Source organism: Fuscibacter oryzae, from assembly GCF_016765795.1.
GTDB lineage: Bacteria > Pseudomonadota > Alphaproteobacteria > Rhodobacterales > Rhodobacteraceae > Fuscibacter > Fuscibacter oryzae.
Genome location: NZ_JAESVP010000003.1, coordinates 1 through 23,891, shown reverse-complemented (window position 1 = coordinate 23,891; position 23,891 = coordinate 1). Strand labels below are relative to the sequence as shown.

Genomic DNA, 23,891 nt, shown 5'->3' with positions numbered 1-23,891 from the left:
ATATATTTCCAAACATTACCCAAGAAGTGTTTACCGATTGGAAACACTGGTCATGGCACAGGGGAAGAGAGCCAAAGCCCCCCCTTGCCAAATCCGCGCCTCAGGACACAACCGCCTTGCAACCCATGATGTCAGCGCGACAGCAGCACCGCCTCGTGGCGGCGCAAAACACGCCGCGCGGTATGATAATCGTTGATGCCCTGATCCGTCTTCAGTTCGGGGAACAGATCGAACAACTCTTGCCGCTGCGCATTGCCGATGCCCTTCATCGAATAGTCGCCGGGCTGGAAACTTTCGGCCCAGGTCCCATTCGACAGCACCACCTGATGGCGGTCGAACATGAAGTGGATATAGGTCAGCCCCGCCGCATCAACCGTCGAAATCCGGCTGCCCGATAACAGATGCTTCGCGGCCACCAGAACCTCATGCTCGTCAAAGTAAAGCGAGGTGCGATCATTCGCCACCAGCATCCGGTGATTAGGCGACACCATCATGTCGCGTTCGGGCAGGCCGTCGCCCAAACTGCCCGCCGTCACCAGCACAGGCTTCAGATGCGCATGGGTGCTCAGGTCGGACCAGCTCAGATCCTTGTGGCCCAGCCATCGGATTTCCTGCAAGCCGTCGTCGCGTGTGATTACCTTGTCACCGACCCGCAAATTCTCGACCGGCACTTCACCCCGCGGGGTGGCGATCAGCGTTCCAGGCGTAAAACAGGGCACGATTTCCTCGATATTGCTAAAGTTGAGGCCACCCGTCACATGGCCATCTGTGTCCAGAAACTCCACCCGGCCATCAAGGCCGTTACCATCACTGTCCGTCACCACATCGACCAACCGAAACGGCCCGGTCCCCGACAGGACCAGCCTGTCATGGTCAATTCCGCCGGAACCGCCAGAAACGCTGTCTCCCGCGCCCTCAGCCGCCCCGCCGATGACAAACGTATCGGCATCATCCCCGCCAAACAGCGCGTCCGCCCCCGCGCCACCCTGGATCAGATCGTTGCCGATTCCTCCGTCGATCCGGTCATTATCGGCGCCACCCATCAACGTATCGTTACCATGGCCGCCGATCAGCGTATCGGCTCCGTCGTCGCCTTGGATCAGGTCATTGTCGATCCCGCCATCCAGCAGGTCATTGCCGCTGCCGCCATAGATCGTGTCGGCATCGTCCATGCCAAAGATCGTGTCATCGCCTGCGCCGCCCAGAATGAAATCGGCCCCATTGTCAGGGCGTAGGTCGCCCGCATCATCGGGGGTGTTCACCGCATCGGGCACGCCGGGGCCATAGCCGCCATAGATCAGGTCATCGCCCGCGCCGCCATCAATCAGATCGGACCCTTCGGCCCCGATGATCGTATCGTTGCCGGTGCCCCCATACAGGGTGTCATCGTCGATACCCCCGTCGATCAGGTCATGCCCCCCGCCGCCAAACACACTGTCGGCATCGTCGCCGGTGCGGATCGTGTCCTCGCCCGCGCCGCCGTAAACCGTGTCGCGGTCGTCAAACGGATCGGCATCAGCGGCATAAAGGCCCGGATACCCCCGGTCAGGCAGGCCCGCGCCGGATGCCGTGGCGATCAGATCATTGCCGTCACCGCCCCGCGCCAGATCAGCCCCCGCGCCACCATAAAGCGTGTCATCTCCAGCCGCTCCCGACAGGCTGTCATCGCCAGAATCGCCATGCACCAGATCGTTGCCCGCCCCGGCCTCGATCCGGTCATCGTTCGGGCCATCGCCGGGCAAAAGGGCATCATTGGCATCTACCCTGTCACCGTCGGGGTCGCCGGTGTAGGCGGTGTCGATCAGATCACCTCCGCCAGTCCCGGAAACAATCCCGTCACGCGCGGTAGCATTGTCGACAGTATCTGAAAGCTGAAACTGCGCCACGCTGCCCTGAAAGAACTGGTCAAAGCCCTGCAGGCTGCCCGCAGGCGTATGGCTTTGCCCGGCTCCGATCGTCCAGGGGCTGCCGCCACCGTCCTGCTCCAGCGACAGGGTATTAGGGACGGCGGCGGAAAACCCGCCGCCAGTGGTCGCATTGGCCAGCACCAGATTGCCGCCCGCCCCGCCAAGATCCCAGGAATAGGACAGCGACACCGTATCCCCCGGCGCGGCAAAGCCTGCTGCCGTCTGCCAGGCCACCGTGCTGTCCGCGCCCTCGTGGCGAACCAGAACAGAGCCGTCGGCCAGCACCTCTACCCGAAAATCACCGGCATTGGTGCCTTCGGCATCGCGGGACAGCACGGTCTGCGGCCCAGTCAGTGCGGCGGACCCCAGCGAGAACGACAGGTTCAGCGTGCCCTGATCCATCTGATAGATCGGGTCGGGGAAAATCTTGACCAGATCGTCCCGCCCGTCCAGCACGGCGCTGCCCCCCACGGGCGTTGCGCCGTGCAGGTAAATGCCCAGTTGTTCACCGCCCAAAGGGGCGCTGTCACGGGCATAACCATCCGTGTCGTCAAAGTTGAAATCGGCAAACACCGGCATCGCACACTCCAAACCCGGAAGGCCGAAAACATGGCCCTCCGTCGCCCATTCATTCCGGGCGATTGCCCGGAATGCTGGCAGCACCACACCCCTGCGCGCTGCCCAGTCGATCAGTCGGGGGTTGCAAGGAAAATGCCGCTAAAAGACCCCAAAGGGCCGACCTGTCACCGGATGGTTTGCAATGGTCCGTCCCGGTCAAAAAACCCTGACGTAAAGCAGCATTTACCTTCTTGCGCCCATTGGCGCGAACAACACCGACCGCCCCCGCGATCACCGTTTTTCCAGTAAGGAAATTTTAACCCGCCAAGCCCGTCCCGTGAAGAGAAAAAGCCCAAATTGCGGCGCTGAAATGGCAAAACGCGCCTTTCGGCTGGTGTCAGGCGCCGCAGGATTGTCATCGAAATGTTGACTTTTCAGATACAACCAATGGGAGAATTATTGTTTTTCAAGCCGTTGATTTTTGCTTGACCAAATCACACGTCATGATTGTTTCCAAAGCACCCGACAATTACAACCGCCAGTTCCGCAAAGCGCCTTGACGATATTCTGCCCGAGCGCTGCCATATTTGCAGGCGCAGCATCCACAGGGAATACGCAATGCCGCGCCTGCACCCCAACCGGCAACCGGTTGGCAACGGTTGCGCTGGACCAAGGCGCGAATCGGTCTGGACAACCGCCGTCAAAAGCGCGCGGTCATTGCAGAAATCCGTGCCGGAAAACCGGGCTTGCCGCCCCCACCCCTGCCGCATAGCCTGACCCGACCGGCAGGGCCGGTTGCACGCCAAACAACCCCATCAGGTCCGATGCGCCCGCTGATCCTGTATTGCCATCCAGACCCCGGCAGCTTTTCTGCGGCTGTGCGCGACAGCATAATCGGCCACCTCGCGCAGCGCGGCACGGAGTATCGGCTGATCGACCTTTACGCCGAAGGGTTTGATCCTGTGATGCGTGCCACCGATCTAGCGCATTACGCCGATACAACCAGAAATCGCAGCGCGCTGTTCCACCATGCCGAGGCATTGGCCTGGTGCGATGCGCTGATTTTTGTCTATCCGACCTGGTGGCAGGGTCTGCCCGCGATGCTGAAAGGCTGGCTGGACCGCGTTCTGCTGCCCGGCATCGCCTTTGACCTGCCAACCGACGGCGGGGCGCTGCGGCCCGGTCTGCGCCATATCCGGGCCATGGGGGTGTTCACGACCTTTGGTGGCGGCCGCCTGCCCAGCCTGATCGCGGGCCAACCCGGCAGACGTCAGTTGCAACGTGCGGTCGGCATGCTGTGCCACCCGTTGCACCGGCGGGGGTATCTGGCGCTGTACAGCATTGACGCCACCACGCCCGCCCGCCGCGCGGCCCACCTGGCCCGCGTTCTGCGCAAGCTGGACCGGCTGCTGCGTTAGTCGCGCCGCGTCGCCTGCCCGGCCCAACGGTTCAGCCAGGCAAGACCCGCCAGCGACAGGCCAAGGCCAAGGAAACTCAGCACCCGCGTCAGGCCCGACAGGCCAGAGGCATCGATCAGGAACACCTTGGCCGCTGTCAGCCCGATCACCGCCATCGCCACCGCCCGCAAGGTCGAAGACCGCCGCGCAATCGCCTGATACAGCAGCCCCGCCCCGATCAGCAGCATGGCAACGGTGTAGGAATACAGCTCTTCCTGCCGCACCCCCGGCACCCCCAGCACATCGCCCTGCCAAAAACGGCGGATCTCGAACGCGGTCCACACCAGCACCAGCAGCGCCCCGACGCCCAGCGCCCCCAGCCGCAACAGTCGCCGCCCCGCAACTGGCGGAAACCGCAAGCCCAGCGCCAAAAGCGCAAGGCCCGGCAAGCCATAGGCCAGCAACAGCGTATCCAGCACCAGGGGGCCAAGCACCTTTGCCCCTCCCTCCCACGGGCCTTGCAGCAGCGGGTTGGCGACGGTCAGCGACAGCAGGATCAGACCCGCCGCGCAGACCGCCGCAATCAGCGCCAGCCCCTGCCGTACGATGCGCAGCGCCCCTCCCATCTCGGCCCGGTAAAGCTGCACCGCCATCAGCGCAAGGAAGGGCAGCAGCCGCACCCCCACCTGCCAGTGGCCCGCCACATCGCCCTGCCCCCGCGCCATCAGCCAGCGCGAGATCAGGACGTTCACGAACACCACCGCCAGCCCCGCCACAGCCGATTCAACGATGCCAAGCGTGATCACCCGTTGCAGGGGCCGCAGCACCACCCAAGCCCCGACCAGCGCCGCCAGCGTACCGCCAAAGGCCAGCACCACCTGCCCCAAGGGCGCCGCCAAGGCCCAGTCCAGCCCCGGGTCGGCCACCAGCCGCCACGACAGCACCGCCGCCGCCACCTGCACGAACAGCCCCATCTCCGGCAGGCGGAACCGCCGGTCCAACAGGGCGGCCACCAGCGCCAGCACCGCCAGCGCCAGCGTCAACGCCGCCTTGGTGGTCAGCAGGAACAGCGCCAGTGCAATCAGCGACAGCGCCGACAACGTGGCATAGGCAGCGCGGCGGAAGTCGCCGCCATCCACCTTGGCATAGCGCAGCGCCAGCGCGGTCATCAGCGCGGCCAGCGCGACAACCTGAACCGCCCAGGGAAAAGCCCCCAGCACGCGCGACGGCTGCCAGAAAAACTCCAACCCCGCCGCGGTCAGCGGGGCGACCAACACCGCCGCCAGCCCATAGCCCAGCCGCAGCGCACCGGGCCGGAACGACCGCCACGCAGCCGCAAGGCCCACCGCCACTGCCATGCCCAAAATCAAACTGACGGTCATGGGTGGCGCGGTTTCGGGGGCGCGCAGCGCCAGATCGGCGCTGGTAAAGGTCCAATAGGCCTCGGCAGAGCCCGCCGCCTCTACCACCATCCGCGCCAACAGGCCCAGCGCGGGCCACAGCGCCAGATCATCCAGCCCCACAGCCCGGTCGGCCCACAGCAAGACCAGCACCGCCAGCCCGGCCAGCAGGGCAAAGGCCAGCATATTCTCGCCCTCGGTGCCGGTCTGAAACAGCAGCCCAAGGCTCGCGGCCAGCATCGCCCCATGCGACAGCCGCACCGGGAACGAAGGCCTGTCCCCGGCCCCGCGCGTCAAGGCGAATTGCGCAAGGTTCGGCCCCGCCAGTTTCGGGATCAGCGCGAAATCCGACAGGATCACCGTCACCAGCGCCGACAGCGCAAGGAAGATCAGATGCCCCGCCACACCGGCCCCGGCCAGCATCGACAGCCCCGCCCCCAGATGGGCCAGAACCAGCGCCAGCACCGACAGCCAGCGCCATTTGCGCACCGTATCCACCGCCAGCCCGGTCATCAGAACCAGCAGGTAATGGCCATAAAGCCAGGGCGCGGCACCGCTGTTGCCCCCCACGACAAAAGGCGCCAGCGCCGCCCCCAGCAACCCCACCACAACCAGCAGCGGGCCCGAGAACCAGCCCAGCGCCACCGCCCCTGCCGCCGTAGCCATCAGACCGGCAAAGGCTGCTGTCTCGTCGATCAACCCATACATCTGACGCGCGGCGACAATGGCGGCAAAGATCGACACGATCCCCGCCCCGCTGAACACCGAGGGCAGATAGGCAGTGCTGACCTCTTCGCCATCACCATGGCGACGGCGCAGCCATTCCCCGGCGGCAACCAGCGCCCCCCCGAACAGCAGGGCCGCAGCAACCCGCGCGGCAGGCGGCAGCAGGCCATTCTCGATGCCGTATTGCACAAAGAACACGCCCGCCAACGCCAGCGAGGCGGCCGCGACCGCGTAAACCCAGTTTTCACTTAGCCAGCCAAACAACCGCGCCGCCAGCGAGGGGCCGGCTGGAACCGCAGGCGTCGGGGCTGGGGCAGCAGCCTCGTGCGGGGTTTGCGGCTCAGCACTCTCGGCACCGCCCTTGCGCGCCCGGTTCCAGACCGAAGAGGCCACGGGCTGCGGGGCCGCAACCTCCGCCGCCGCAACTTCGGGGGGCAAGTTGGGCGCAGCGGGGGCCCGGGGTTCGGGCTCAACCGGCGTCACATGGGGCGCAACCTCGGCAAAGGTGTCGGTGGCAGACAGGTCCGGCCGCATTGCCAGACCGGCCTCCAACGCGGCGATCCGGCGGCGCAGACCGGCCTGCCCCACGAACAGCGCGATAATCGAAACCGGAATGGCCAGCGCCACCAATGCGATCAGAACAAGAATACCATCCATCGGAGCCCCGCTTGGAAATATTGCAGGACCGTAAAGCGGCTTGGCCTTTGCCGCCAGTCGGGAAATCCTGCCCGCTGCGTTACCCTGCCCGGCTTGCGGACCTGCGCAGCTTTGGTCCAGATGGGCGCATGACATCTTTAAAGATCGGAATTGTCGGGGCGGGCATTGGCGGATTGGCCGCGGCCAGCCTGTTGGCGCAGGACGGCCACCATGTCACGCTGACCGAGCGGTTTGACCAGCCGCGCCCGCTGGGGTCTGGTCTGGTGGTGCAGCCCGTCGGCATGGCGGTGCTGGAAAGGATCGGCGCCGCAACGGCGGCCCGCCAGTTGGGCCAGCCGATTGGCCGGATGCTGGGCCATTCCGGTCAGCGGGTGGTGCTGGACGTGCGCTACCGGCCAACGGCACCGGGGCTGGCGATGCACCGCGCGGCCTTGTTTCAGGTGCTGTGGGATCGCGTTCAGGCCGCAGGTATCACGATGGCCACAGGAGCGGCGGTTACAGGCACCGCGCCGCAGCCTTCGGGCCGGATGATCTGGCGCAAAGGCGCTGCCGATCTGGGGCCCTTCGATCTGGTGATTGACGCCTCTGGCGCGGGGTCATCGCTGTCGCCATTGCAGTCGCGTGCCCTACCATTTGGCGCGGTCTGGGGGCAGGTGCCGTGGCCCGCCGCCGCCGCCTTGCCAATGGACCGGCTGACCCAGCGATATCAGGGCGCGCACCGCATGGCTGGGGTCATGCCCATCGGCTGCCTGCCGGGCGACCCGACGCCCCGCGCCGCCGTGTTCTGGTCACAGCCGCGCGCCGAGCTGGATAGCTGGCCGCAGACGCGGATAGAGCCATGGAAGGCCGAGGTTGCAGCCTTCTGGCCCGAAATCGCCCCCTTTCTGCAAGGGGTGACCTGTGCGGAAGATCTGACACCCGCCCGCTATGGCCACGGCACGCTGGCGCGACCCTATGCCGACAGGCTGGTCCATATCGGCGATGCCGCCCACCGGGCCAGCCCGCAACTGGGACAGGGGGCGAATATGGCGCTGCTGGATGCCATGGCGCTGACACTGGCGCTGCAAAGGCTGCCGGTTGATCAAGCCCTGCCAACCTATGCCCGGATGCGGCGCTGGCACCTGACCACCTATCAGATGATGAGCGCGCTGTTCACCCCGATGTATCAATCGCAAAGCCGCCTTTTGCCGATGATCCGCGACCATATGCTGGCCCCGCTGTCGGGCCTGCCCGGGTTCCGCAATATCCTGACGGCGCTGGTTTCCGGCGATCTGCTGCCGCCGATTGCCTCAACCCGCTGGCCTTAGCGGTTTGATCCTGCAAGGCTGGACTTGGCGGCCCCGCCCGCTACATTCCGCCAAAAGGAGCGGCGCACATGAAGGAACCTTCGGTCAATGTTCGCGGTGGCACGTTGCAGCTTTGCTCGGCCAACCCCACCACCGGGTTTTTCCGCGATGGCTGCTGCAACACCGGCCCGATGGACCGTGGGCTGCATACCGTCTGCGCGCTGATGACGGCGGAATTTCTGGCGCTGTCGAAATACCTTGGCAATGACCTTAGCACACCGCGCCCCGAATACGGCTTTGCCGGGCTGAAACCCGGTGATCAATGGTGCCTGTGCGCCACCCGTTTCCTTCAGGCGCATGAGGAAGGGGCCGCCCCGCAGGTCCGCCTGAACGCAACCCACGCCAATACCCTGCAAATCCTGCCCTTGGACGTGCTGGAGCTTTATGCCGCCGACTGAGCCAGCTTGACCCGCAGCGCCCCGTCATCGCGCATCAGATCCTCGATGAACAGCGACAACAATTGCGACCGGCCCGTGACCCCGGCCTTTCGGTAAATCGCGTTCGTCTGCGCCTTTACGGTGCCTTCGGATGTCTGGCGCAGCCCGGCGATTTCTGCGGTGGACAGGCCCTTGATCGCAAACAGCGCCACATCGGCCTCGGCCTTGGTCAGCCCCCATTCGCTGAACCGTTCGTCCAACAAGTCCATGAACGCCCCCGAAGCCCGGCGCAGCCGCTCTTCGGCCTGATGCCGCTCAATATGAGAGCGCCACAACGCCCAGGCACCAAGAACCACTCCCAGCACCAGCCCCAAGGCTGCACCCACCTCCATCAACTCGCGGTATTCCCAGGCAATGGGGCCGGACCAGATCGGCAGATAAGACGACAGGATGTCCGAAACGAAAAAGAAGGCGCTGACCACCTGAACGATCAGGATGGCAAGAACAGTCCAGAGCCGCGTCATGCCGCACCCTGTTGAAAAATTGGGCCACGGGCGTCAGCTGTCATCGCCCCCCCCGTCGCTGCCGCTCGACCCGCCCTTGTCGTCTCCCCCATCGTCACCGCTGTCGTCGGAACCGTCATCGCTGCCGCCGCCAGAGCTGCCGCTGCCAGACCCGCTACTGCCGCCAGTGCCACCGCTGCTACCAGAGCCACCGCTGCTACCAGAGCCGCTGTTGCTGCCCGATCCGCTGTTGCTGCCCGAATTTTCATCCTTGATCTGAACCACGCTGGTCGGCACTGAACTGCCGTCAGGCATGATCATAATATCGCGCAAAACCTCGCCAGTCTGCGGGTTAAGGACAATCTCGCGCTGCCCCAGATCACCGTTTGCCGTAATACGAACCCTGCCCAGCCAGGTCCGTTCGGTGATTATGGCCTGGAATCCCTCGGCCCGCAGCCGACGGAGAAGCGCATCCTCTATATCGGCAAGGCCGCAATGGGGTGTCATCCCCAATGCAAGCGCACCCAAAAACAGAACTGTCCGGCGGTTCATTGCCAGAGTCTTCCCCACCTAGAAGGAATAAATGATCGTTGAAAGCTTGCGGCCCGGCAAGACCGGACCGCAGGCTTTCGCTTTCCTTGGCTCAATCGTCGCTGCCGCCGTCGCCACCGCCGTCGCCACCACCATCTCCTCCGCTGCCGCCGCTGCCGCCATTGTCATCGTTGCTGTCGTCAGAACCGTCGTCATCGCCACTGCCAGACCCAGAATTGTCGTCATCGCTCTGGTCGTCGGCCTTATCGCTGTCATCGCTGCCGTCCGTGAAGTCCTTGTCAGTGGTCTCCACTTCGACCTTGGACGAAACGGGTTGATTGGCATCAACCGTCTCGTTTTCCGACTTCAATACATTGCCGGTTGCCAGATCATAGACGGCTTCGATCTTGACGCCATCCTTGATGGCCTCAACCTTGGCCTGGGTCGGGCCGACCTTGACCTCGATCGACTGGTAGCCCGACGATTGATACTGCGTAACGATGTCCTGCCCGGTGATCGCTGCGGAACTGTACGTCGCCGACAGCAACAAAAGCGCCGTGGCGGAAAGAAGTTTCATGCGCATGGTTTGGCCTTTCCTCATAAAACCAGTGCCTATATTTGATGCGATCCCGGCCAAAATTATGGCCGAGATCATGTTGATGTGGTCAGCCGTGGCCAACCGGATCATCGGCCCCCTTGCCACCGCGCACATGGCCTGCCGGATCATCGGCACCACGGCTGCGACGGGCCTCGCGGATCTGAGGGGCGCTTTCGCCGTGAAGCCCCGTGGCCGAAATCAGCGCCTGGGCGGCGGGAATGGCGGAGGGAAGGGCTGCAAGCATCATGGCGGCGGCAACTGCCGTTCCGATCATGGTCTTCATCTGTCATTCCTTTCGCGTTTCCTGACGGGGACCGTTCTTCAGTTCCCGCATGGGTTGCCGACAATCGGCATGACCACGCTTGAGGGATGAATCGCACCCCAGCCATTGCCCAAGGGTTTAGGCCATGCGTCTTCGGCATGGGGTTGAGGGAAATAAACCCAAGTTTATGCCGTTTTCGTCCCGAAGAACGAAAAAGGCCGCCCCAAAGGGCGGCCCGGTCACTCAGCGGCAAAGCTGACGTCAGACTTTCATCTCGACGCCCAGATGCTTGGCTACGGTAAAGATGTCTTTGTCGCCCCGGCCACATATGTTCATCACGATGATATGGTCTTTTGGCAGGGTCGGCGCGATCTTTGCCACATGGGCAAGGGCATGGCTCGGCTCCAAAGCGGGAATGATTCCCTCCAGCGCGCAAGACAGCTTGAACGCCTCCAGCGCCTCGGCATCGGTGATGCTGACGTATTTGGCACGGCCAATGTCATGCAGCCAGGAATGCTCCGGCCCGATGCCGGGATAATCAAGGCCCGCCGAGATAGAAAAGCCTTCCAGAATCTGGCCGTCGTTGTCTTGCAGCAGATAGGTCCGGTTGCCATGCAGCACGCCGGGGCGACCGCCGGTCAGGCTGGCGCAATGCTGCATCCGGTCATCAACCCCCTTGCCGCCCGCCTCGACCCCGATGATGTTGACCGACGGGTCATCAAGGAACGGGAAGAACAGGCCCATGGCGTTCGATCCGCCGCCGATGGCAGCAACCAGAGTATCGGGCAGACGGCCTTCGCCTTCCTGCTCTGCCAGTTGCCAGCGCACTTCCTTGCCGATGATGCTCTGGAAATCGCGCACCATCGCCGGATAGGGATGCGGCCCCGCCACGGTGCCGATGCAATAGAAAGTGTCGCGCACATTGGTCACCCAATCGCGCAAGGCATCGTTCATCGCATCCTTCAGCGTGCCGCGACCCGAGGTGACGGGCACGACCTCGGCCCCCAGCAACTTCATGCGGAACACGTTCGGCGCCTGCCGTTCCACATCATGCGCGCCCATATAGACCACGCATTTCAGCCCGAACTTGGCGCAAACGGTGGCGGTTGCCACTCCATGCTGGCCCGCGCCGGTTTCGGCGATGATGCGGGTCTTGCCCATCCGGCGCGCCAGAATGATCTGCCCCAGCACATTGTTGATCTTGTGCGCGCCGGTGTGGTTCAGCTCATCACGCTTCATGTAGATCTTGGCCCCGCCCAGATGGCTGGTCAGCCGGGGGGCGAAATACAGCGGACTGGGGCGGCCCACATAATGCTTCCACAGATCGTCCATCTCGGCCCAAAAGGCCGGATCGGTCTTGGCGTGGTTGTAACGCTCTTCCAGCTCCAGGATCAGCGGCATCAGCGTTTCACTGACAAAGCGCCCGCCAAAGATGCCAAAGCGCCCGTCCTCGTCCGGTCCCGTCATAAAGCTGTTCAAACCGTCTTCGGCCATCGTGCCACCCCCTGCATTGTCTTATCGGGTGTAGCGTCCTTGGCCGCCGGGGAAAAGGGGGCGCGGGGGTGTGAAACCCCCGCTCTTTGTGGTTACGCCCAGCGTTCTCAGGCGCCGTGTGCCTCGTCGGATTCGTAGGCTTCGATGATGCGGGCGACCAAGGGGTGGCGCACCACATCTTTTGAGGTGAAGTAGTTGAAGCTGACGCCCTTGACGCCGTTCAATATCCGCTCGGCCTCTTGCAACCCGCTGGGCACACCGCGCGGCAGGTCAATCTGCGTGCGGTCGCCGGTGATCACCATGCGGCTGCCCTGCCCAAGGCGGGTCAGGAACATCTTCATTTGCATGGTTGTGGCGTTCTGCGCCTCGTCCAGCACGACAAAGGCGTTGGACAGGGTGCGGCCGCGCATAAAGGCCAGGGGCGCAATCTCGATCCGCTTTTCTTCCAGCAGCTTTTGCACCTGCTTGGCGGGCAGGAAATCATTCAGCGCATCATAGAGCGGCTGCATGTAGGGATCGACCTTCTCCTTCATGTCACCCGGAAGGAAACCAAGCCGCTCTCCCGCTTCGACCGCAGGGCGCGACAGGATGATCTTTTCCACCGCACCAGAGATGAACATGGTCACGCCGACCGCAACGGCCAGATAGGTCTTGCCGGTACCCGCAGGGCCGATGCCAAAGCCCAGTTCATTGGCGAAAAGGTTCGCGACATAGGTCTTTTGTGCCTCGGTCCGCGGTTCAATCGGCTTTTTGCGGGTGCGCAGCTCGACTCCGGTCGCACCGAACATCTCGATCTGCTCGCCGTCAGGGCGCAGCACATCTGCGGCACGCCCCATGCGGATCGCGCCGTCGATATCGCCCGCCGCAACGCTTCGGCCACCTTCCAGCTTGGTATAAAGCGAACGCAGGATGGCTGCCGCCTGTTCGCGGGCGGCCTTGTCACCGATGACGGAAAGCCGATTGCCCCGCCTCAGCACATGCACCCCCATCTGATGCTCGATCTGGGCAAGGTTTCGGTCGTACTCGCCACAAAGGTCGATCAAAAGCCGGTTGTCGGGGAATTCAAGAACGGTTTCCACCATGTCTTCGGCACGGGTCGGGGGGGTCAGTGCGCTGATGCCCAAAGGAATCTCCTTGATGCAAAGGGCCACAAGATCAATGTGGGTCCGCCTGATTTATCCGGCAAGAGCCTTGTTGATATTCTTGCAGCATCTGCCCCCGGCGTGACATTGGCGTGACGCTTTTTCAGGCAATTCCGGCCCTAACCCCAATAAAAAGGGCCGCAGCTTGTGCCGCAGCCCAATATCTTGCGTCTCATGCTGCCGATTTACTGGGCGGGCACCCAATCGCGGATCGGGGCCGACTCGGTCTGATAGTTACCCACCACCGTGCCGGGGGGATAGCGGTTGTTGCAGACCGGCAGGCCGGAAACCGGATCGAAGCGGCGGCCCGAATAGCCCTCGGCTCCGTCGTCGATGATCCAGCCCTGACAACCATCGGGGTCATAGACGATTGCCGCCTCGCCCTCGCGCAGCGCGTTGCCGTCACGCCCCGTGTCATGCGCCGTGGCGATAACTGTGCCCGCCCCCTTCTGATAGGGCTGCAATCCATCGACACAGCCCGAAAGGGCCAGCGCGACAAGGGAAAGAAACAGGGAAACAGACCTGGACATCACGATCACCACCGATAACAGACGATTTCGACACGCCGGTTCTTCTGCATGTTGCCAGCAGAGGTGTTGGGCACGACCGGGCGGCTTTCGCCATAGCCAATCTCACGTTCAACCACCCCCCCGACCGAGCGGGCAACAGCGGCCACCGCAGCGGCACGGCGCTGGCTGAGGCGTTTGTTGTAACTGTCAGAGGCGCGGCTGTCGGTATGGCCATAAACCGCGTAACCAAAGGCATTGGTCGAACCGAAGAACTCTTGCAGCCGCCGCCGCCCGCTGGCGGTCAGCGTGGCGCTGTCGGTGGCAAACAGCACATCGGTGTTTTCAACAAGGCAGGTGTTCCGCTTGAGGCAGACCGGCTTGCCCGTCTTGGGGTTGACCCGATCCAGCATATAGCCTTCCAGCCCGCCATCCGCCCACCAGTGCATGCAGCCGTCATCATCGACCCAGATGCCCCATTCGATCTTGCCATAGGGTTCTGGTGCCTGCTGAGCCATTGCGGTCCCGGCACCAAACAACCCAACAGCCATCACGGCAACGGCAAGCCCGCCCCGCAACGCCCCGACGAGAAACGTCATCACTTGAAACCCCCACACCCACACAAATAGCAGCAGCCCGGACAGAATGAGCCGCGCAGGCCCAGAGGCGCAAGCAAATGCGAAAAATATACCTGAAAGAACAACGGACTAGTGCCGTACCGCATCCGATTCCGGCAGATGGCCCGAATTGTCGGCGAGCCGGAAACAGCGCGAAACCGGCCCGACAGATGTGCCGATCAGCCGATTCGCTCTGCCGCCAGCGAGTTGGAGCTGGAGGCGACGATCCGCACGCGGACCAGATCGCCGACCTTGCCTTGCGCATCCTCGACGAAAACGGCATGCAGATGGTCCGATTTCCCCACCAACTGGCCCGGCAAACGACCGGGTTTGTCGTAAAGAACCCCGACCTCGCGGCCCACCATTGCCAGTTGCGCGGCGCGCTGCTGGGTGGTGATCAGGGCCTGCAACTCTTGCAGGCGCGCATCGGCAATCGCCGCCTCGACCGGGTCCTTTTCCGCTGCAGGGGTGCCGGGGCGGGCAGAGTATTTGAAGCTGAACGCCTGCCCGAAGCCGACCGCGCGGATCAGGTCCATCGTGTCGGCAAAATCGCGGTCGGTTTCGCCGGGGAACCCGACGATGAAATCGGATGACAGCAGAATGTCGGGCCGGGCCGCGCGGATCCGCTCGACCAGGCGCAGATAGCTTTCGGCCGTATGCTTGCGGTTCATCGCCTTGAGGATACGGTCACTGCCCGATTGCACCGGCAGGTGCAGATAGGGCATCAACGCCGGCAAATCGCCATGCGCCGCCACAAGATCGTCATCCATGTCATTGGGATGGCTGGTGGTATAGCGGATGCGGGCCAGCCCGTTGATTTCGGCCAGGGCGCGGATCAGACGGGCCAGCGTCCAGGCCCCGCCCGGCCCTTCGCCGTGATAGGCATTCACGTTCTGGCCCAAGAGGGTGATGTCGCGCACCCCGCGTTCGACCAGCTTGCGCGCCTCGTCCAGAATGCGGCCAACCGGGCGGCTGACCTCTGCCCCACGCGTATAGGGCACCACGCAAAAGGCGCAGAACTTGTCGCAGCCCTCTTGCACCGTCAGAAAAGCCGAGGGGCCGCGCGGCGCTTTGCGTTCGGGCAGCAGGTCAAACTTGTCCTCAACCGGAAATTCGGTGTCCACCGTCTTTTCGGGGGCCCGCGCCATTTCTGGCAGACGGTGATAGCTTTGCGGGCCAACCACCAGATCGACCAAGGGCATCCGTTTCAGGATTTCTGCCCCTTCGGCCTGCGCCACGCAGCCCGCGACGCCAATCTTCAGGTCGGGCTTGGCGGCTTTCAGCGGTTTCAGCCGGCCAAGGTCGGAATACAGTTTTTCGCTGGCCTTTTCGCGGATGTGGCAGGTGTTCAGCAGCACCATGTCCGCCTCTTCCTGCACCTCGGTCAGCAGATAGCCCTCGTTGCCCATGGCTTCGGCCATGCGCTCGCTGTCATAGACATTCATCTGGCAGCCATAGGTCTTGATGAACAACTTCTTGGGCGAGGACATGGCATTTCTCCGGGGACCTGCGCGAATTACGCCAATGCAAGGCAAATCGCAACGCATGGGCGGCCCGCAGGGCTTGCATTCGCCGCCGCTTTCCCGAATTCTGCAACAAAGCGCCCAAACTGCAAAGACTGATGCTGTATCCTGATCTAGAAACCTTTCTGACCAAGGGCAATGCGGCCTTTGCCAAGGGCCCGCTGGCGCTGGTCTTTGCCGAAGATCAGACCGAGGTGGATACCACGCTGCGCCATCATCTGGCGGCGGGCTTTCCCGAAATCGCGCTGCTGGGCCCCGCAGGCATCACCGTTTCGCCAGAGCTGGAGCCGAAAATCCACCGCATCCTGTTCGACATCCATATCGAGGATGCGGTCTTTGCCGCGATCAATGCGGTGTCAGATGCCGCTCCGGGCATTTGGCTTTATTACTGTTACAACTCGGAATACCTGTTCCACCCCTTTTGCGAAACCCGCAACGTGCGCGAGTTGATCGCCTTTCACGCCGAGGAGCGGCGCGACGCAATTTTATCTTATGTGATAGACCTTTACGCCGATGACCTGACGCAGTTTCCCAATGCCGTTTCGCTGGAACAGGCGCATCTGGACAAGTCTGGCTATTACGCGCTGGGCAGGCCGGATGCTGCGAACCACAACTACCCAAAAGAACGTCAGCTTGATTTCTTTGGCGGCCTGCGCTGGCGGTTTGAGGAACACATCCCCCTGCCCCGCCGCAAGATCGACCGCATCGCCCTGTTCAAGACCAGGCCGGGGCTGGTTCTGCGGTCCGACTACACGTTCAACGACGAAGAATACAACACCTACGCCTGCCCCTGGCACCACAACATCACCACCGCCATTGCCAGCTTTCGCACCGCCAAGGCCCTGCGCAGCAACGCCGGGTCGCGCTTTGATATCCATACCTTCCAATGGCACAACTCTGTGCCCTTTGCCTGGCATTCCGACCAGTTGATGCAACTGGGCCTGATGGAGCCGGGGCAATGGTTTTAGCCGGGATTTTAGCCAGAGAATCTGGCCCGACACCCGCCGCGCCCTGTCGTTCATGGCACGGCCGTTCTGGCCCGGATCGGGGCCTGTTCGTGGCTGGAACATGGCACCTATGCACATGCAGCATAGCCGCGATGTTTTTCTGTGCGCCCATGTCGAAGAAGTGAAGCAATTTTGCGCCGTTTCGATCAGGAAGTCTTGATCCCCGCTTGCTTATGAACTTGCCTGTCCCCTATATGCGGCGCGCGGCCATCCGCAGTCTCATGTCGTGAAAGCCCTTCGGTTACAGATACCTATGTCGAATACCGCACCTCTGATCGACCTTGTCTCGCGCCGCGCATTTTTGCGCTTCACGGCGGCAATCGCGCCCTTTTCCCTGATGGGTCAAGGGGCTGTCTTTGCCCAGACCGCAGGCACAGCGCCCGTCGATGCCGCCGCCGATGCCCCTGCGGCACCGCAGCAATTCAGCTTTGACATCTTGTCGGACGAGATGAAGGCGCTGGCCACCCAGCCCTTCGCCACCGCCCCTGCCCCTGCGGGCTTTCTGGGTGACCTGACCTATGATGATTACCGTCTGATCCGGTTTCGCGATGACCGTGCCCGCTGGACGGAAAAGGGTTCGAACTTCCGGCTGGCCGCGTTCCACATGGGCTGGCTGTTCCCCGAGCCGGTGCGCATTTTCGAGGTGGCCCAAGGCCAGTCCACTGAAATGCGGTTCACCACCGACGATTTCGAATATCTGAACGATCTGGTCAAACGGGTTCCCGAACATGCCAAGCTGCCCGGTGTCGCGGGCTTCCGGCTTAACTTTGCGCTGAACCGGCCTGACAAGCTGGATGAACTGGTTGCCTTTGTCGGGGCCAGCTATTTCCGGGCGCTGGGTCGTGGGTCGTCTTATGGCCTGTCGGCACGCGGTCTGGCGCTGAACACAGCGACCTCACAGGCCGAGGAATTCCCCCGCTTTTCCCGCTTCTATATGGAGCGCGGGGCAGCGGATGCCAATTCGATCACGGTCTATGCCACGCTCGAAGGCCCCTCGGTCACCGGCGCATACCGCTTTGTCATCACCCCCGGCGCAGATACGCAGATGGAGGTGACGGCCCGCCTGTTCTTCCGTCAGGACGTGACAGAGCTGGGCATCGCGCCCTTGACCTCGATGTTCCTCTTCTCGGAAAAGAACCGGGCTCAGTTCGACGACTATCGCCCCAATGTGCATGACAGCGAGGGCCTGCGCATCGTGCGGACCGATGGCGATGTGCTGTGGCGGCCGCTGAACAACCCCTCGCAACTGACCGGCGGTTATTTCAGCGAAACTGCGCCCCGCGCCTTTGGCCTGTTCCAGCGCGACCGCGATTTCCAGAACTATCAGGATGTTGGCGCGCGCTATGAAAGCCGCCCCTCGCTGAACGTCGAACCGATGGGCGACTGGGGCAAGGGCAACGTGCGTCTGGTCGAGATTCCGTCGCAACTGGAAGCCAATGACAACATCGTCGCCTATTGGGTGCCCGATGGGGCCGTAAAGGCGGGTGATGCCCGTGAATTCGCCTATCGGCTGCACTGGGGCGACTTGCCGCATGACGATACCGAAGTTCTGGCTTATGTATTCGAGACTCGAGCAGGCCATGGCGGCATCTCGGGCGTCGAGGCAGTGCAAGGCACCCGCAAGTTCGTGATCGACTTCAAGGGTGGCATCCTTGCGCAACTGGATGACGAGGCGATGGTGGAACCGATCGTCACCATGTCCAGCGGCGAAGTGCTTGGAACGACGGTCGAAAAGATTGCCGGCACCGACATATGGCGGCTGGTGATTGATGCAAGCGCCGCAAGCGGTGCGATCATCGAGATGGGCGCGCATATCGCGGGCTTTGACCGCAAACTGACAGAAACCTGGCTTTACCAGTGGATCAACACCAAATGAGCGACATCATGCAGCTCACTGAAACCGATATTGACCAGCTTGTGCTGGAACGTGGTGCCCTTCCGATGGCCCCGCTGTCGATGCCGCCGCAGGTGCTGGAGCGGGTCGAGGGTGGCTGGCTGGCCAACCTGCTGCGCATGCGCCCGATCCAGACGCCCAAGACCGGACACTGATCCATGCCGGAAACTGGCGGGAACGGGCTTGGGGTCACTGCCACCCGAGCCATTACCCTGATCGCCGCACTGGCCGCCGGAATCGGCGGCTTTATGCTTTTCCTGCAATTCGGCGCTGCTGATGGCCTCGATTCGATGGACATCGTGCGCTCGGTCCTGATCTTCGCCTCGACCTTCTGGTTGGCTTGGGGGGCATCGACGGCGTTGATCGGGCTGACAACGCGCCCGCCCGCCGTGCCGCGCGACACTGGCCCCCTGCGCGGTACGACCGCCATTCTGGTGCCGGTTTACAACGAAGACCCCTTGGCGACCTTTGTCCGCATCGCGGCGATGGAGGCCTCTCTCAAGGCGACGGGCCTTGGCGACCATTTCCACTTTGCCATCCTGTCCGACACCCGCAACGATCAGATCGCCCAAGCCGAACGGCTGACCTTTCTGCGCCTGCTGGAAGAAACCCAAGGCGAAGGGCGGATTTTCTATCGCCGCCGCACCCAGAACAAGGGCCGCAAGGCCGGCAATATTGAAGAATTCATCCGCCAGTCGGGTGCTGCCTATGAATTCTCGATCATCCTAGATGCCGACAGCCTGATCGAAGGCGAAACCCTGATCGAGATGGTGCGCCGGATGCAAGGCGACCCCAAGTTGGGCCTGCTGCAAACCCTGCCGGTGATCATCCACGCCCATTCCCGCTTTGGCCGGGCGATCCAGTTTGCCGCCACCTTCTATTCACCGGTGTTCTGCCGGGGCCTTGCGATGATGCAGGGCAAGACCGGCCCCTTCTGGGGCCACAATGCCATCGTGCGCACCCGCGCCTTTGCCGAAAGCTGCGGCTTGCCGGAACTGTCGGGCAAGCCGCCCTTTGGCGGCCATGTTCTTAGCCATGACTATGTGGAGGCCGCCCTGCTGGCCCGCAACGGCTGGACTGTGCGGGTCGATGACGACATTCGCGGCAGCTATGAAGAGACGCCGGAAAACATCGTCGATTTCGCCAAGCGTGATCGGCGCTGGTGTCAGGGCAACCTGCAACATTCCAAGATCATCGGCGCGCCCGGTCTGAAACCCTGGAGCCGCTTCGTCTTTTTCCAGGGCATCCTGTCCTATATCGCGCCAGTGTTCTGGCTGGGCTTCATTCTGGCGTCGATTGCCGCCCCCCTGTTCGCCCCGCCCCCCGATTACTTTCCTGTGGAAGACTGGCCCTTCCCGGTGCTGCCCGTCAGTCAGGCCTCCAAGGCGCTGGGGTTGGCGATCGGCGTGGTGGGGCTTTTGTTCCTACCCAAGATCCTGATCTTTTTCGAGGCGCTGATCCGGGGCCGCGCCAAGGGTTTTGGCGGGTCTGGCCGGGCGCTGGTGTCGGTGCTGGTCGAACTGGTCTTTTCCTCGCTGATTGCCCCGGTGCTGCTGGCCTTTCAGACGCGCTCGGTGTTTCAGGTGCTGCGCGGGGCCGATGGCGGCTGGCCCGCGCAGGTGAGGGGCGACGGATCGCTGACCTTTGGCAATGCCTGGGCCGCCAGCCACTGGATCACCACGACCGGCCTTGTGCTTCTGGGCGCCACATTCTGGCTGTCGCCGGTTCTGGTGCCATGGCTTTTGCCGGTTGGTTTGCCGATGGTTTTCGCGCCCGCCATCATCTGCTGGTCCTCCAAGGCCAGCCGGACACCGGTGTTTCTGACCCCGGTGGAATGGCAGCCGACCGCCGTCATGAAACTGCAACACTTGATCCTTTGCCGCTGGCAGGGCATGGAGACCCCGGTAGAAAACCGGGACCAGCCCGGCCAAGCGGTGACCCATGCCTGACAGCCTGACTGCGGCCAAAACCCCCTCGGGGCGCGATGCGAGACTGGATGTCCTGCGCGGCATTTGCCTTGTGATGATCTTCATCAATCACATTCCCGGCAATCCGTTCGAGAACCTGACCAGCCGCAATTTCGGGTTTTCCGATGCGGCAGAGGGGTTTGTGCTGATGTCAGGCATTGCCGCCGGTCTGGCCTATGGGCTGGATTTCCGGGGCGCTGGCCGCTTTGTGACGGGCCTTGGCCGCATCTGGAAACGGGCGTGGACGCTGTATCAGGTGCATGTCATGTGCAGTGCGCTGGCCTTGGCCGTGGTGGCGGCCGTTGCGCTGCTGACCGGAGATTCGCGCGGCCTGATGGCCAATCTGATGAAATATGTCTTCACCAAACCGCTTCAGACCTTCATCGGCATCCCGCTGATGACGCATCAGTTCGGCTATATGAACATCCTGCCGCTTTATACTGTTCTGCTGCTGGTCTCGCCGGTGCTGCTGTGGCTGGCATGGCGCTGGCCGGTCTGGCTGGTGGCCGGATCGCTCGCAACATGGTTCATTGCCGGAACCTATCACATCGACCTGCCCAACTTCCCCCTGCCCGGCGGCTGGTTCTTCAATCCCTTTGCCTGGCAGATCATCTTTGTCATCGGGCTGCTGACGGGCGTGTTCATGCGGCAGGGCAAGCGGCTGGTGCCGGTGCGGCGCTGGTTGCAGGCGATCAGCTGGCTGTATCTGGCGTTTTCCTGTCTCACCATCTGGGTGCCCCCGGTCGATCATGCGATGGGCCATACCCTGTGGCTGGCCAAGAATGCCGGGGTGCCATGGTTCTTTACCGATTTTGACAAGACCTATGCGACGGTGCCGCGCCTGCTGCACATCATGGCGCTGGCCTATCTGCTGTCGTCGCTGAAAGTGGTGCGGTGGGCCTGCGCCACGGCTGCAATGCAGCCCTTCGCGCTTTTGGGCCGTCAGGCGCTGCCGGTCTTTGCGCTGGGGTCGGTGCTGTGTCTGGGTCTGCAAGCCCTGCGCTGGACAACAGACGAAAGCCTGCTGGCCGATTGCCTGATGGTTTTTGGCGGGCTGGCGCTGCAATTTGCACTGGCAGCCGCGCGGACCTGGTGGCCAGGGTCCGTCAAGGCACGGACCACCACATTGGCAGCCGCCTGACCACTCACATCCCGTGATCCGGCACCTTGCCTGACGGCGCAACATAGGGCCGGGTCACGTCGCGCAGCGACAGACCCAGCGCTTCAACCTCCAGCGCAATCGCGCCATCCCCGGCAAAAGTCAGCGTCAGGGTGCCGGCACCCTCGCCTTTGTCGGCAAAACTGATGTCCAGCAGCGACAGTACCGTATCGCCGTCGCGCTGAATGCCTTGGGTCTTGACCGCCAGCACCTCTTCAATCACCAGAAGTGCCCGCACCCGCTCATACGGGCGGCGGGCAGAGGTCGCAGCCTCGCGGTCCTCCCAGCGAAAACGGTTGAGGAACAGGGCAAAGCGGCGGCGCGGACGGGCATAGGTCATGTCAGCCGCTGCCAGCACCGCATCCTGCACCAGCGCAGCCAGCACCGGCAGATCGTCTGCCGCGCGGGCAATCAGGCGCAGCGGCTGTTCATCGCCATCCTCGTACCGCGCATCGGTCATGCGGTGATCCGTTCTATCAGGGCACCGCAGGCCGACAGTTTCTCCTCAACCCGCTCATACCCGCGATCCAGGTGATAGACGCGGCTGACTACGGTTTCCCCTTCGGCGGCCAGCGCGGCCAGGATCAGGCTGACGCTGGCACGCAGATCGGTTGCCATCACGCGGGCGCCTTTCAGCTTTTCCACGCCCTGAACGGTGGCCGTGCCGCCATGTACCTCGATCCGGGCGCCCATCCGGGTCAGTTCGGGGGCATGCATAAAGCGGTTTTCAAAGATCTTTTCCTCCAGCACCGATGTGCCATCTGCCGTGCAAAGCAGCGCCATCATCTGCGCCTGAAGATCGGTCGGAAAACCGGGGAAGGGCTCGGTCACCACATCCACCGCACGCACCCGGCCATTCCTGCGGCTGACCTTCAGCCCCCGCTCCGTTTCGCTGACCGCAACCCCTGCCGCGTCCAGCTTTTCGGCAAAGGCACCGACCAAAGAGAGCCGACCGCCCAAAAGCTCGACCTCACCCCCACAGATCGCCGGAACCAGCATATAGGTGCCCAGTTCGATCCGGTCGGTCACCACCGGATGGGTCGCGCCATGCAGACGGTCAACGCCCTGAATGGTGATGGTGCTGGTGCCTTCGCCCTCAATCTGCGCGCCCATCTTGCGCAGACATTCGGCCAGATCGACAATCTCCGGCTCGCGCGCCGCGTTTTTCAGAACCGTGGTGCCTTTGGCCAGCGTTGCCGCCATCAGCGCATTCTCCGTCGCCCCGACCGACACGAGAGGGAATTCGAACACCGCCCCTTTCAGCCGCCCGCCGGTGGCCTTGGCATGAACATAGCCTTCGCGCAGGTCCAGCTCGGCGCCCATCGCCTCCAGTGCCTTCAGGTGCAGGTCAACCGGACGTGCACCGATGGCACAGCCGCCGGGCAAGGACACAACCGCCTGCCCGTCGCGCGCCAGCATCGGGCCAAGGACAAGGATAGAGGCGCGCATCTTGCGCACGATGTCATAGTCGGCAACGTGGCTGGACAGCGCATGCGATGACATGGCCAGCACCAGACCATCCTTGAGGCTGGCAACCTCTGCCCCCAAAGACTGCAAAAGCTGCGTCATGGTGCGAATATCCGACAGGCGCGGCGCGTTGGTCAGCGTCAGCGGCTCTTCGGAAAGCAGCGTGGCCGGCATCAGCGTCAGGCAGGCATTCTTGGCCCCCGCGATCGGAATCACACCGTTCAGCGCCCCGTTGCCCTTGACCAGAATCGAATCCATCTTTGCCCGCCTATTCTTCGCCTGTTTCGCTGTCATCATCGCCGGCAGCATCCTGACGCGCCCTGGCCTGAGCCTTGCGCCGCGCCATATTGGCCTTGAGCGCCGCCTTCAGCCGATCCTCGCGAGAGGCGGACTGCTGCGACTTTTTCTGTTGGGCCTTGCCGGGACTGTCCTGCATTGCGCCCTCTTACCCCAGCCGCGAAAAGCCGTCCAGAGAGGCGGCAGATTTGCTCTTGCACCCTGCGGGAATCCCGTCTAATCAGCCGCCCACACAGACGGCGCAAGCGCGACGACGGTGAACGGTGCTGCAGTAGCTCAGTGGTAGAGCACTCCCTTGGTAAGGGAGAGGTCGAGAGTTCAATCCTCTCTTGCAGCACCACTTTTCCACAACAAAATCAGCAGCATGCGCGGCCCGTCCTAGCTTTTATGACGTTGGAACCATGCACAGACATGCACCATTGCGCATAGCTGTTGACCTGCCCCCCGGTCGTCCCTCGTTCATAACGAGAGTCCTTGGGGTTGATAGTGGTCGGTTTCGGGTTGGGCAAGCGCGCCGGGCGCGGAGCCCTCAGATTGCTCAAGCGCCCGGCGCGCG

22 protein-coding genes and 1 tRNA gene are annotated in these 23,891 nt (G+C 63.0%); 9 read left to right on the top strand and 14 right to left on the bottom strand.

Features of this window, described 5'->3' with window-relative positions; translation table 11 throughout:
• Window positions 1-131: 131 nt before the first annotated feature.
• On the bottom strand, window positions 132-2,486 hold the full coding sequence (locus JI744_RS06040) for a Hint domain-containing protein (RefSeq protein ID WP_202658817.1): 2,355 nt from the start codon (window positions 2,484-2,486) through the stop codon (window positions 132-134).
• Between the two features lie 803 nt (window positions 2,487-3,289).
• Here JI744_RS06040 and JI744_RS06035 point away from each other — a divergent pair.
• Window positions 3,290-3,883, top strand: coding sequence for an NAD(P)H-dependent oxidoreductase (locus JI744_RS06035; protein WP_202658816.1), 594 nt, complete (start codon window positions 3,290-3,292; stop codon window positions 3,881-3,883).
• Here the strand turns inward: JI744_RS06035 and JI744_RS06030 are convergent.
• Window positions 3,880-6,645, bottom strand: a complete 2,766-nt coding sequence (locus JI744_RS06030) for a DUF2339 domain-containing protein (RefSeq protein ID WP_202658815.1) — start codon at window positions 6,643-6,645, stop codon at window positions 3,880-3,882. The two genes, JI744_RS06035 and JI744_RS06030, sit on opposite strands and share 4 nt — an antisense overlap.
• Window positions 6,646-6,773: 128 nt before the next feature.
• Here JI744_RS06030 and JI744_RS06025 point away from each other — a divergent pair, with 128 nt between their 5' ends.
• Together JI744_RS06025 and JI744_RS06020 are read left to right on the top strand one after the other, a co-directional pair.
• Window positions 6,774-7,952: an FAD-dependent oxidoreductase gene (locus JI744_RS06025; protein WP_202658814.1), complete on the top strand. Its 1,179-nt coding sequence runs from the start codon at window positions 6,774-6,776 to the stop codon at window positions 7,950-7,952.
• A gap of 68 nt (window positions 7,953-8,020) precedes the next feature.
• On the top strand, window positions 8,021-8,389 hold the full coding sequence (locus JI744_RS06020; protein WP_202658813.1) for a DUF2237 family protein: 369 nt from the start codon (window positions 8,021-8,023) through the stop codon (window positions 8,387-8,389).
• On the opposite strand, the gene JI744_RS06015 is transcribed toward JI744_RS06020, so the two are convergent.
• The 9 genes from JI744_RS06015 to miaB form a co-directional block, all read right to left on the bottom strand.
• A complete protein-coding gene (locus JI744_RS06015) occupies window positions 8,374-8,892 on the bottom strand; it encodes a helix-turn-helix transcriptional regulator (RefSeq protein ID WP_202658812.1) in 519 nt (172 codons plus the stop codon). The two genes, JI744_RS06020 and JI744_RS06015, sit on opposite strands and share 16 nt — an antisense overlap.
• Window positions 8,893-8,925: 33 nt before the next feature.
• Window positions 8,926-9,423, bottom strand: a complete 498-nt coding sequence (locus JI744_RS06010; protein ID WP_202658811.1) for a hypothetical protein — start codon at window positions 9,421-9,423, stop codon at window positions 8,926-8,928.
• Window positions 9,424-9,514: 91 nt separating this feature from the next.
• Window positions 9,515-10,090: a hypothetical protein gene (locus tag JI744_RS06005; protein ID WP_202658810.1), complete on the bottom strand. Its 576-nt coding sequence runs from the start codon at window positions 10,088-10,090 to the stop codon at window positions 9,515-9,517.
• Window positions 10,068-10,283, bottom strand: coding sequence for a hypothetical protein (locus tag JI744_RS06000; RefSeq protein WP_202658809.1), 216 nt, complete (start codon window positions 10,281-10,283; stop codon window positions 10,068-10,070). The genes JI744_RS06005 and JI744_RS06000 overlap by 23 nt, the downstream gene beginning before the upstream one ends.
• A 240-nt stretch (window positions 10,284-10,523) precedes the next feature.
• A complete protein-coding gene (gene trpB / locus JI744_RS05995; RefSeq protein ID WP_202658808.1) occupies window positions 10,524-11,756 on the bottom strand; it encodes a tryptophan synthase subunit beta in 1,233 nt (410 codons plus the stop codon).
• A 107-nt stretch (window positions 11,757-11,863) separates the two neighbouring features.
• Window positions 11,864-12,907 carry a PhoH family protein gene (locus JI744_RS05990; protein ID WP_328756954.1) on the bottom strand — a complete coding sequence of 348 codons (1,044 nt, stop codon included), beginning with the start codon at window positions 12,905-12,907 and terminating at the stop codon, window positions 11,864-11,866.
• 176 nt (window positions 12,908-13,083) lie between these two features.
• Window positions 13,084-13,428 carry a hypothetical protein gene (locus JI744_RS05985; RefSeq protein ID WP_202658807.1) on the bottom strand — a complete coding sequence of 115 codons (345 nt, stop codon included), beginning with the start codon at window positions 13,426-13,428 and terminating at the stop codon, window positions 13,084-13,086.
• A 5-nt stretch (window positions 13,429-13,433) separates the two neighbouring features.
• Complete coding sequence (locus JI744_RS05980) at window positions 13,434-14,003, bottom strand: OmpA family protein (RefSeq protein WP_202658806.1); 570 nt, start codon at window positions 14,001-14,003, stop codon at window positions 13,434-13,436.
• Window positions 14,004-14,200: 197 nt separating this feature from the next.
• A complete protein-coding gene (miaB, locus tag JI744_RS05975) occupies window positions 14,201-15,511 on the bottom strand; it encodes a tRNA (N6-isopentenyl adenosine(37)-C2)-methylthiotransferase MiaB (RefSeq protein ID WP_202658805.1) in 1,311 nt (436 codons plus the stop codon).
• Window positions 15,512-15,642: 131 nt separating this feature from the next.
• Between miaB and JI744_RS05970 the strand changes: the two genes are divergently transcribed.
• The 5 genes from JI744_RS05970 (at window position 15,643) to JI744_RS05950 (ending at window position 21,553) form a co-directional block, all read left to right on the top strand.
• The gene (locus JI744_RS05970) at window positions 15,643-16,512 is read left to right on the top strand and encodes a hypothetical protein (RefSeq protein ID WP_202658804.1); all 870 of its coding nucleotides are present in this window, start codon (window positions 15,643-15,645) and stop codon (window positions 16,510-16,512) included.
• A gap of 292 nt (window positions 16,513-16,804) precedes the next feature.
• Window positions 16,805-18,427 (top strand): glucan biosynthesis protein, encoded by a 1,623-nt coding sequence (locus JI744_RS05965; RefSeq protein ID WP_202658803.1) that lies wholly within the window; start codon window positions 16,805-16,807, stop codon window positions 18,425-18,427.
• Window positions 18,424-18,600: a hypothetical protein gene (locus JI744_RS05960; protein ID WP_202658802.1), complete on the top strand. Its 177-nt coding sequence runs from the start codon at window positions 18,424-18,426 to the stop codon at window positions 18,598-18,600. Before JI744_RS05965 ends, JI744_RS05960 begins: the two co-directional genes overlap by 4 nt.
• A 3-nt stretch (window positions 18,601-18,603) precedes the next feature.
• Window positions 18,604-20,394 (top strand): glucans biosynthesis glucosyltransferase MdoH, encoded by a 1,791-nt coding sequence (mdoH, locus tag JI744_RS05955; protein ID WP_202658801.1) that lies wholly within the window; start codon window positions 18,604-18,606, stop codon window positions 20,392-20,394.
• The gene (locus JI744_RS05950; RefSeq protein WP_202658800.1) at window positions 20,387-21,553 is read left to right on the top strand and encodes an OpgC family protein; all 1,167 of its coding nucleotides are present in this window, start codon (window positions 20,387-20,389) and stop codon (window positions 21,551-21,553) included. The genes mdoH and JI744_RS05950 overlap by 8 nt, the downstream gene beginning before the upstream one ends.
• A gap of 4 nt (window positions 21,554-21,557) precedes the next feature.
• On the opposite strand, the gene JI744_RS05945 is transcribed toward JI744_RS05950, so the two are convergent.
• From JI744_RS05945 to JI744_RS05935, 3 genes are read right to left on the bottom strand one after another with little or no spacing between them, the layout of a single operon-like run.
• Window positions 21,558-22,031, bottom strand: coding sequence for a DUF2948 family protein (locus tag JI744_RS05945; protein WP_202658799.1), 474 nt, complete (start codon window positions 22,029-22,031; stop codon window positions 21,558-21,560).
• Window positions 22,028-23,296, bottom strand: a complete 1,269-nt coding sequence (murA, locus tag JI744_RS05940) for a UDP-N-acetylglucosamine 1-carboxyvinyltransferase (RefSeq protein ID WP_202658798.1) — start codon at window positions 23,294-23,296, stop codon at window positions 22,028-22,030. Before murA ends, JI744_RS05945 begins: the two co-directional genes overlap by 4 nt.
• 10 nt (window positions 23,297-23,306) lie before the next feature.
• The gene (locus JI744_RS05935; RefSeq protein ID WP_202658797.1) at window positions 23,307-23,474 is read right to left on the bottom strand and encodes a hypothetical protein; all 168 of its coding nucleotides are present in this window, start codon (window positions 23,472-23,474) and stop codon (window positions 23,307-23,309) included.
• Between the two features lie 126 nt (window positions 23,475-23,600).
• Between JI744_RS05935 and JI744_RS05930 the strand changes: the two genes are divergently transcribed.
• Window positions 23,601-23,675 (top strand) — tRNA-Thr (locus JI744_RS05930).
• Window positions 23,676-23,891 lie beyond the last annotated feature (216 nt).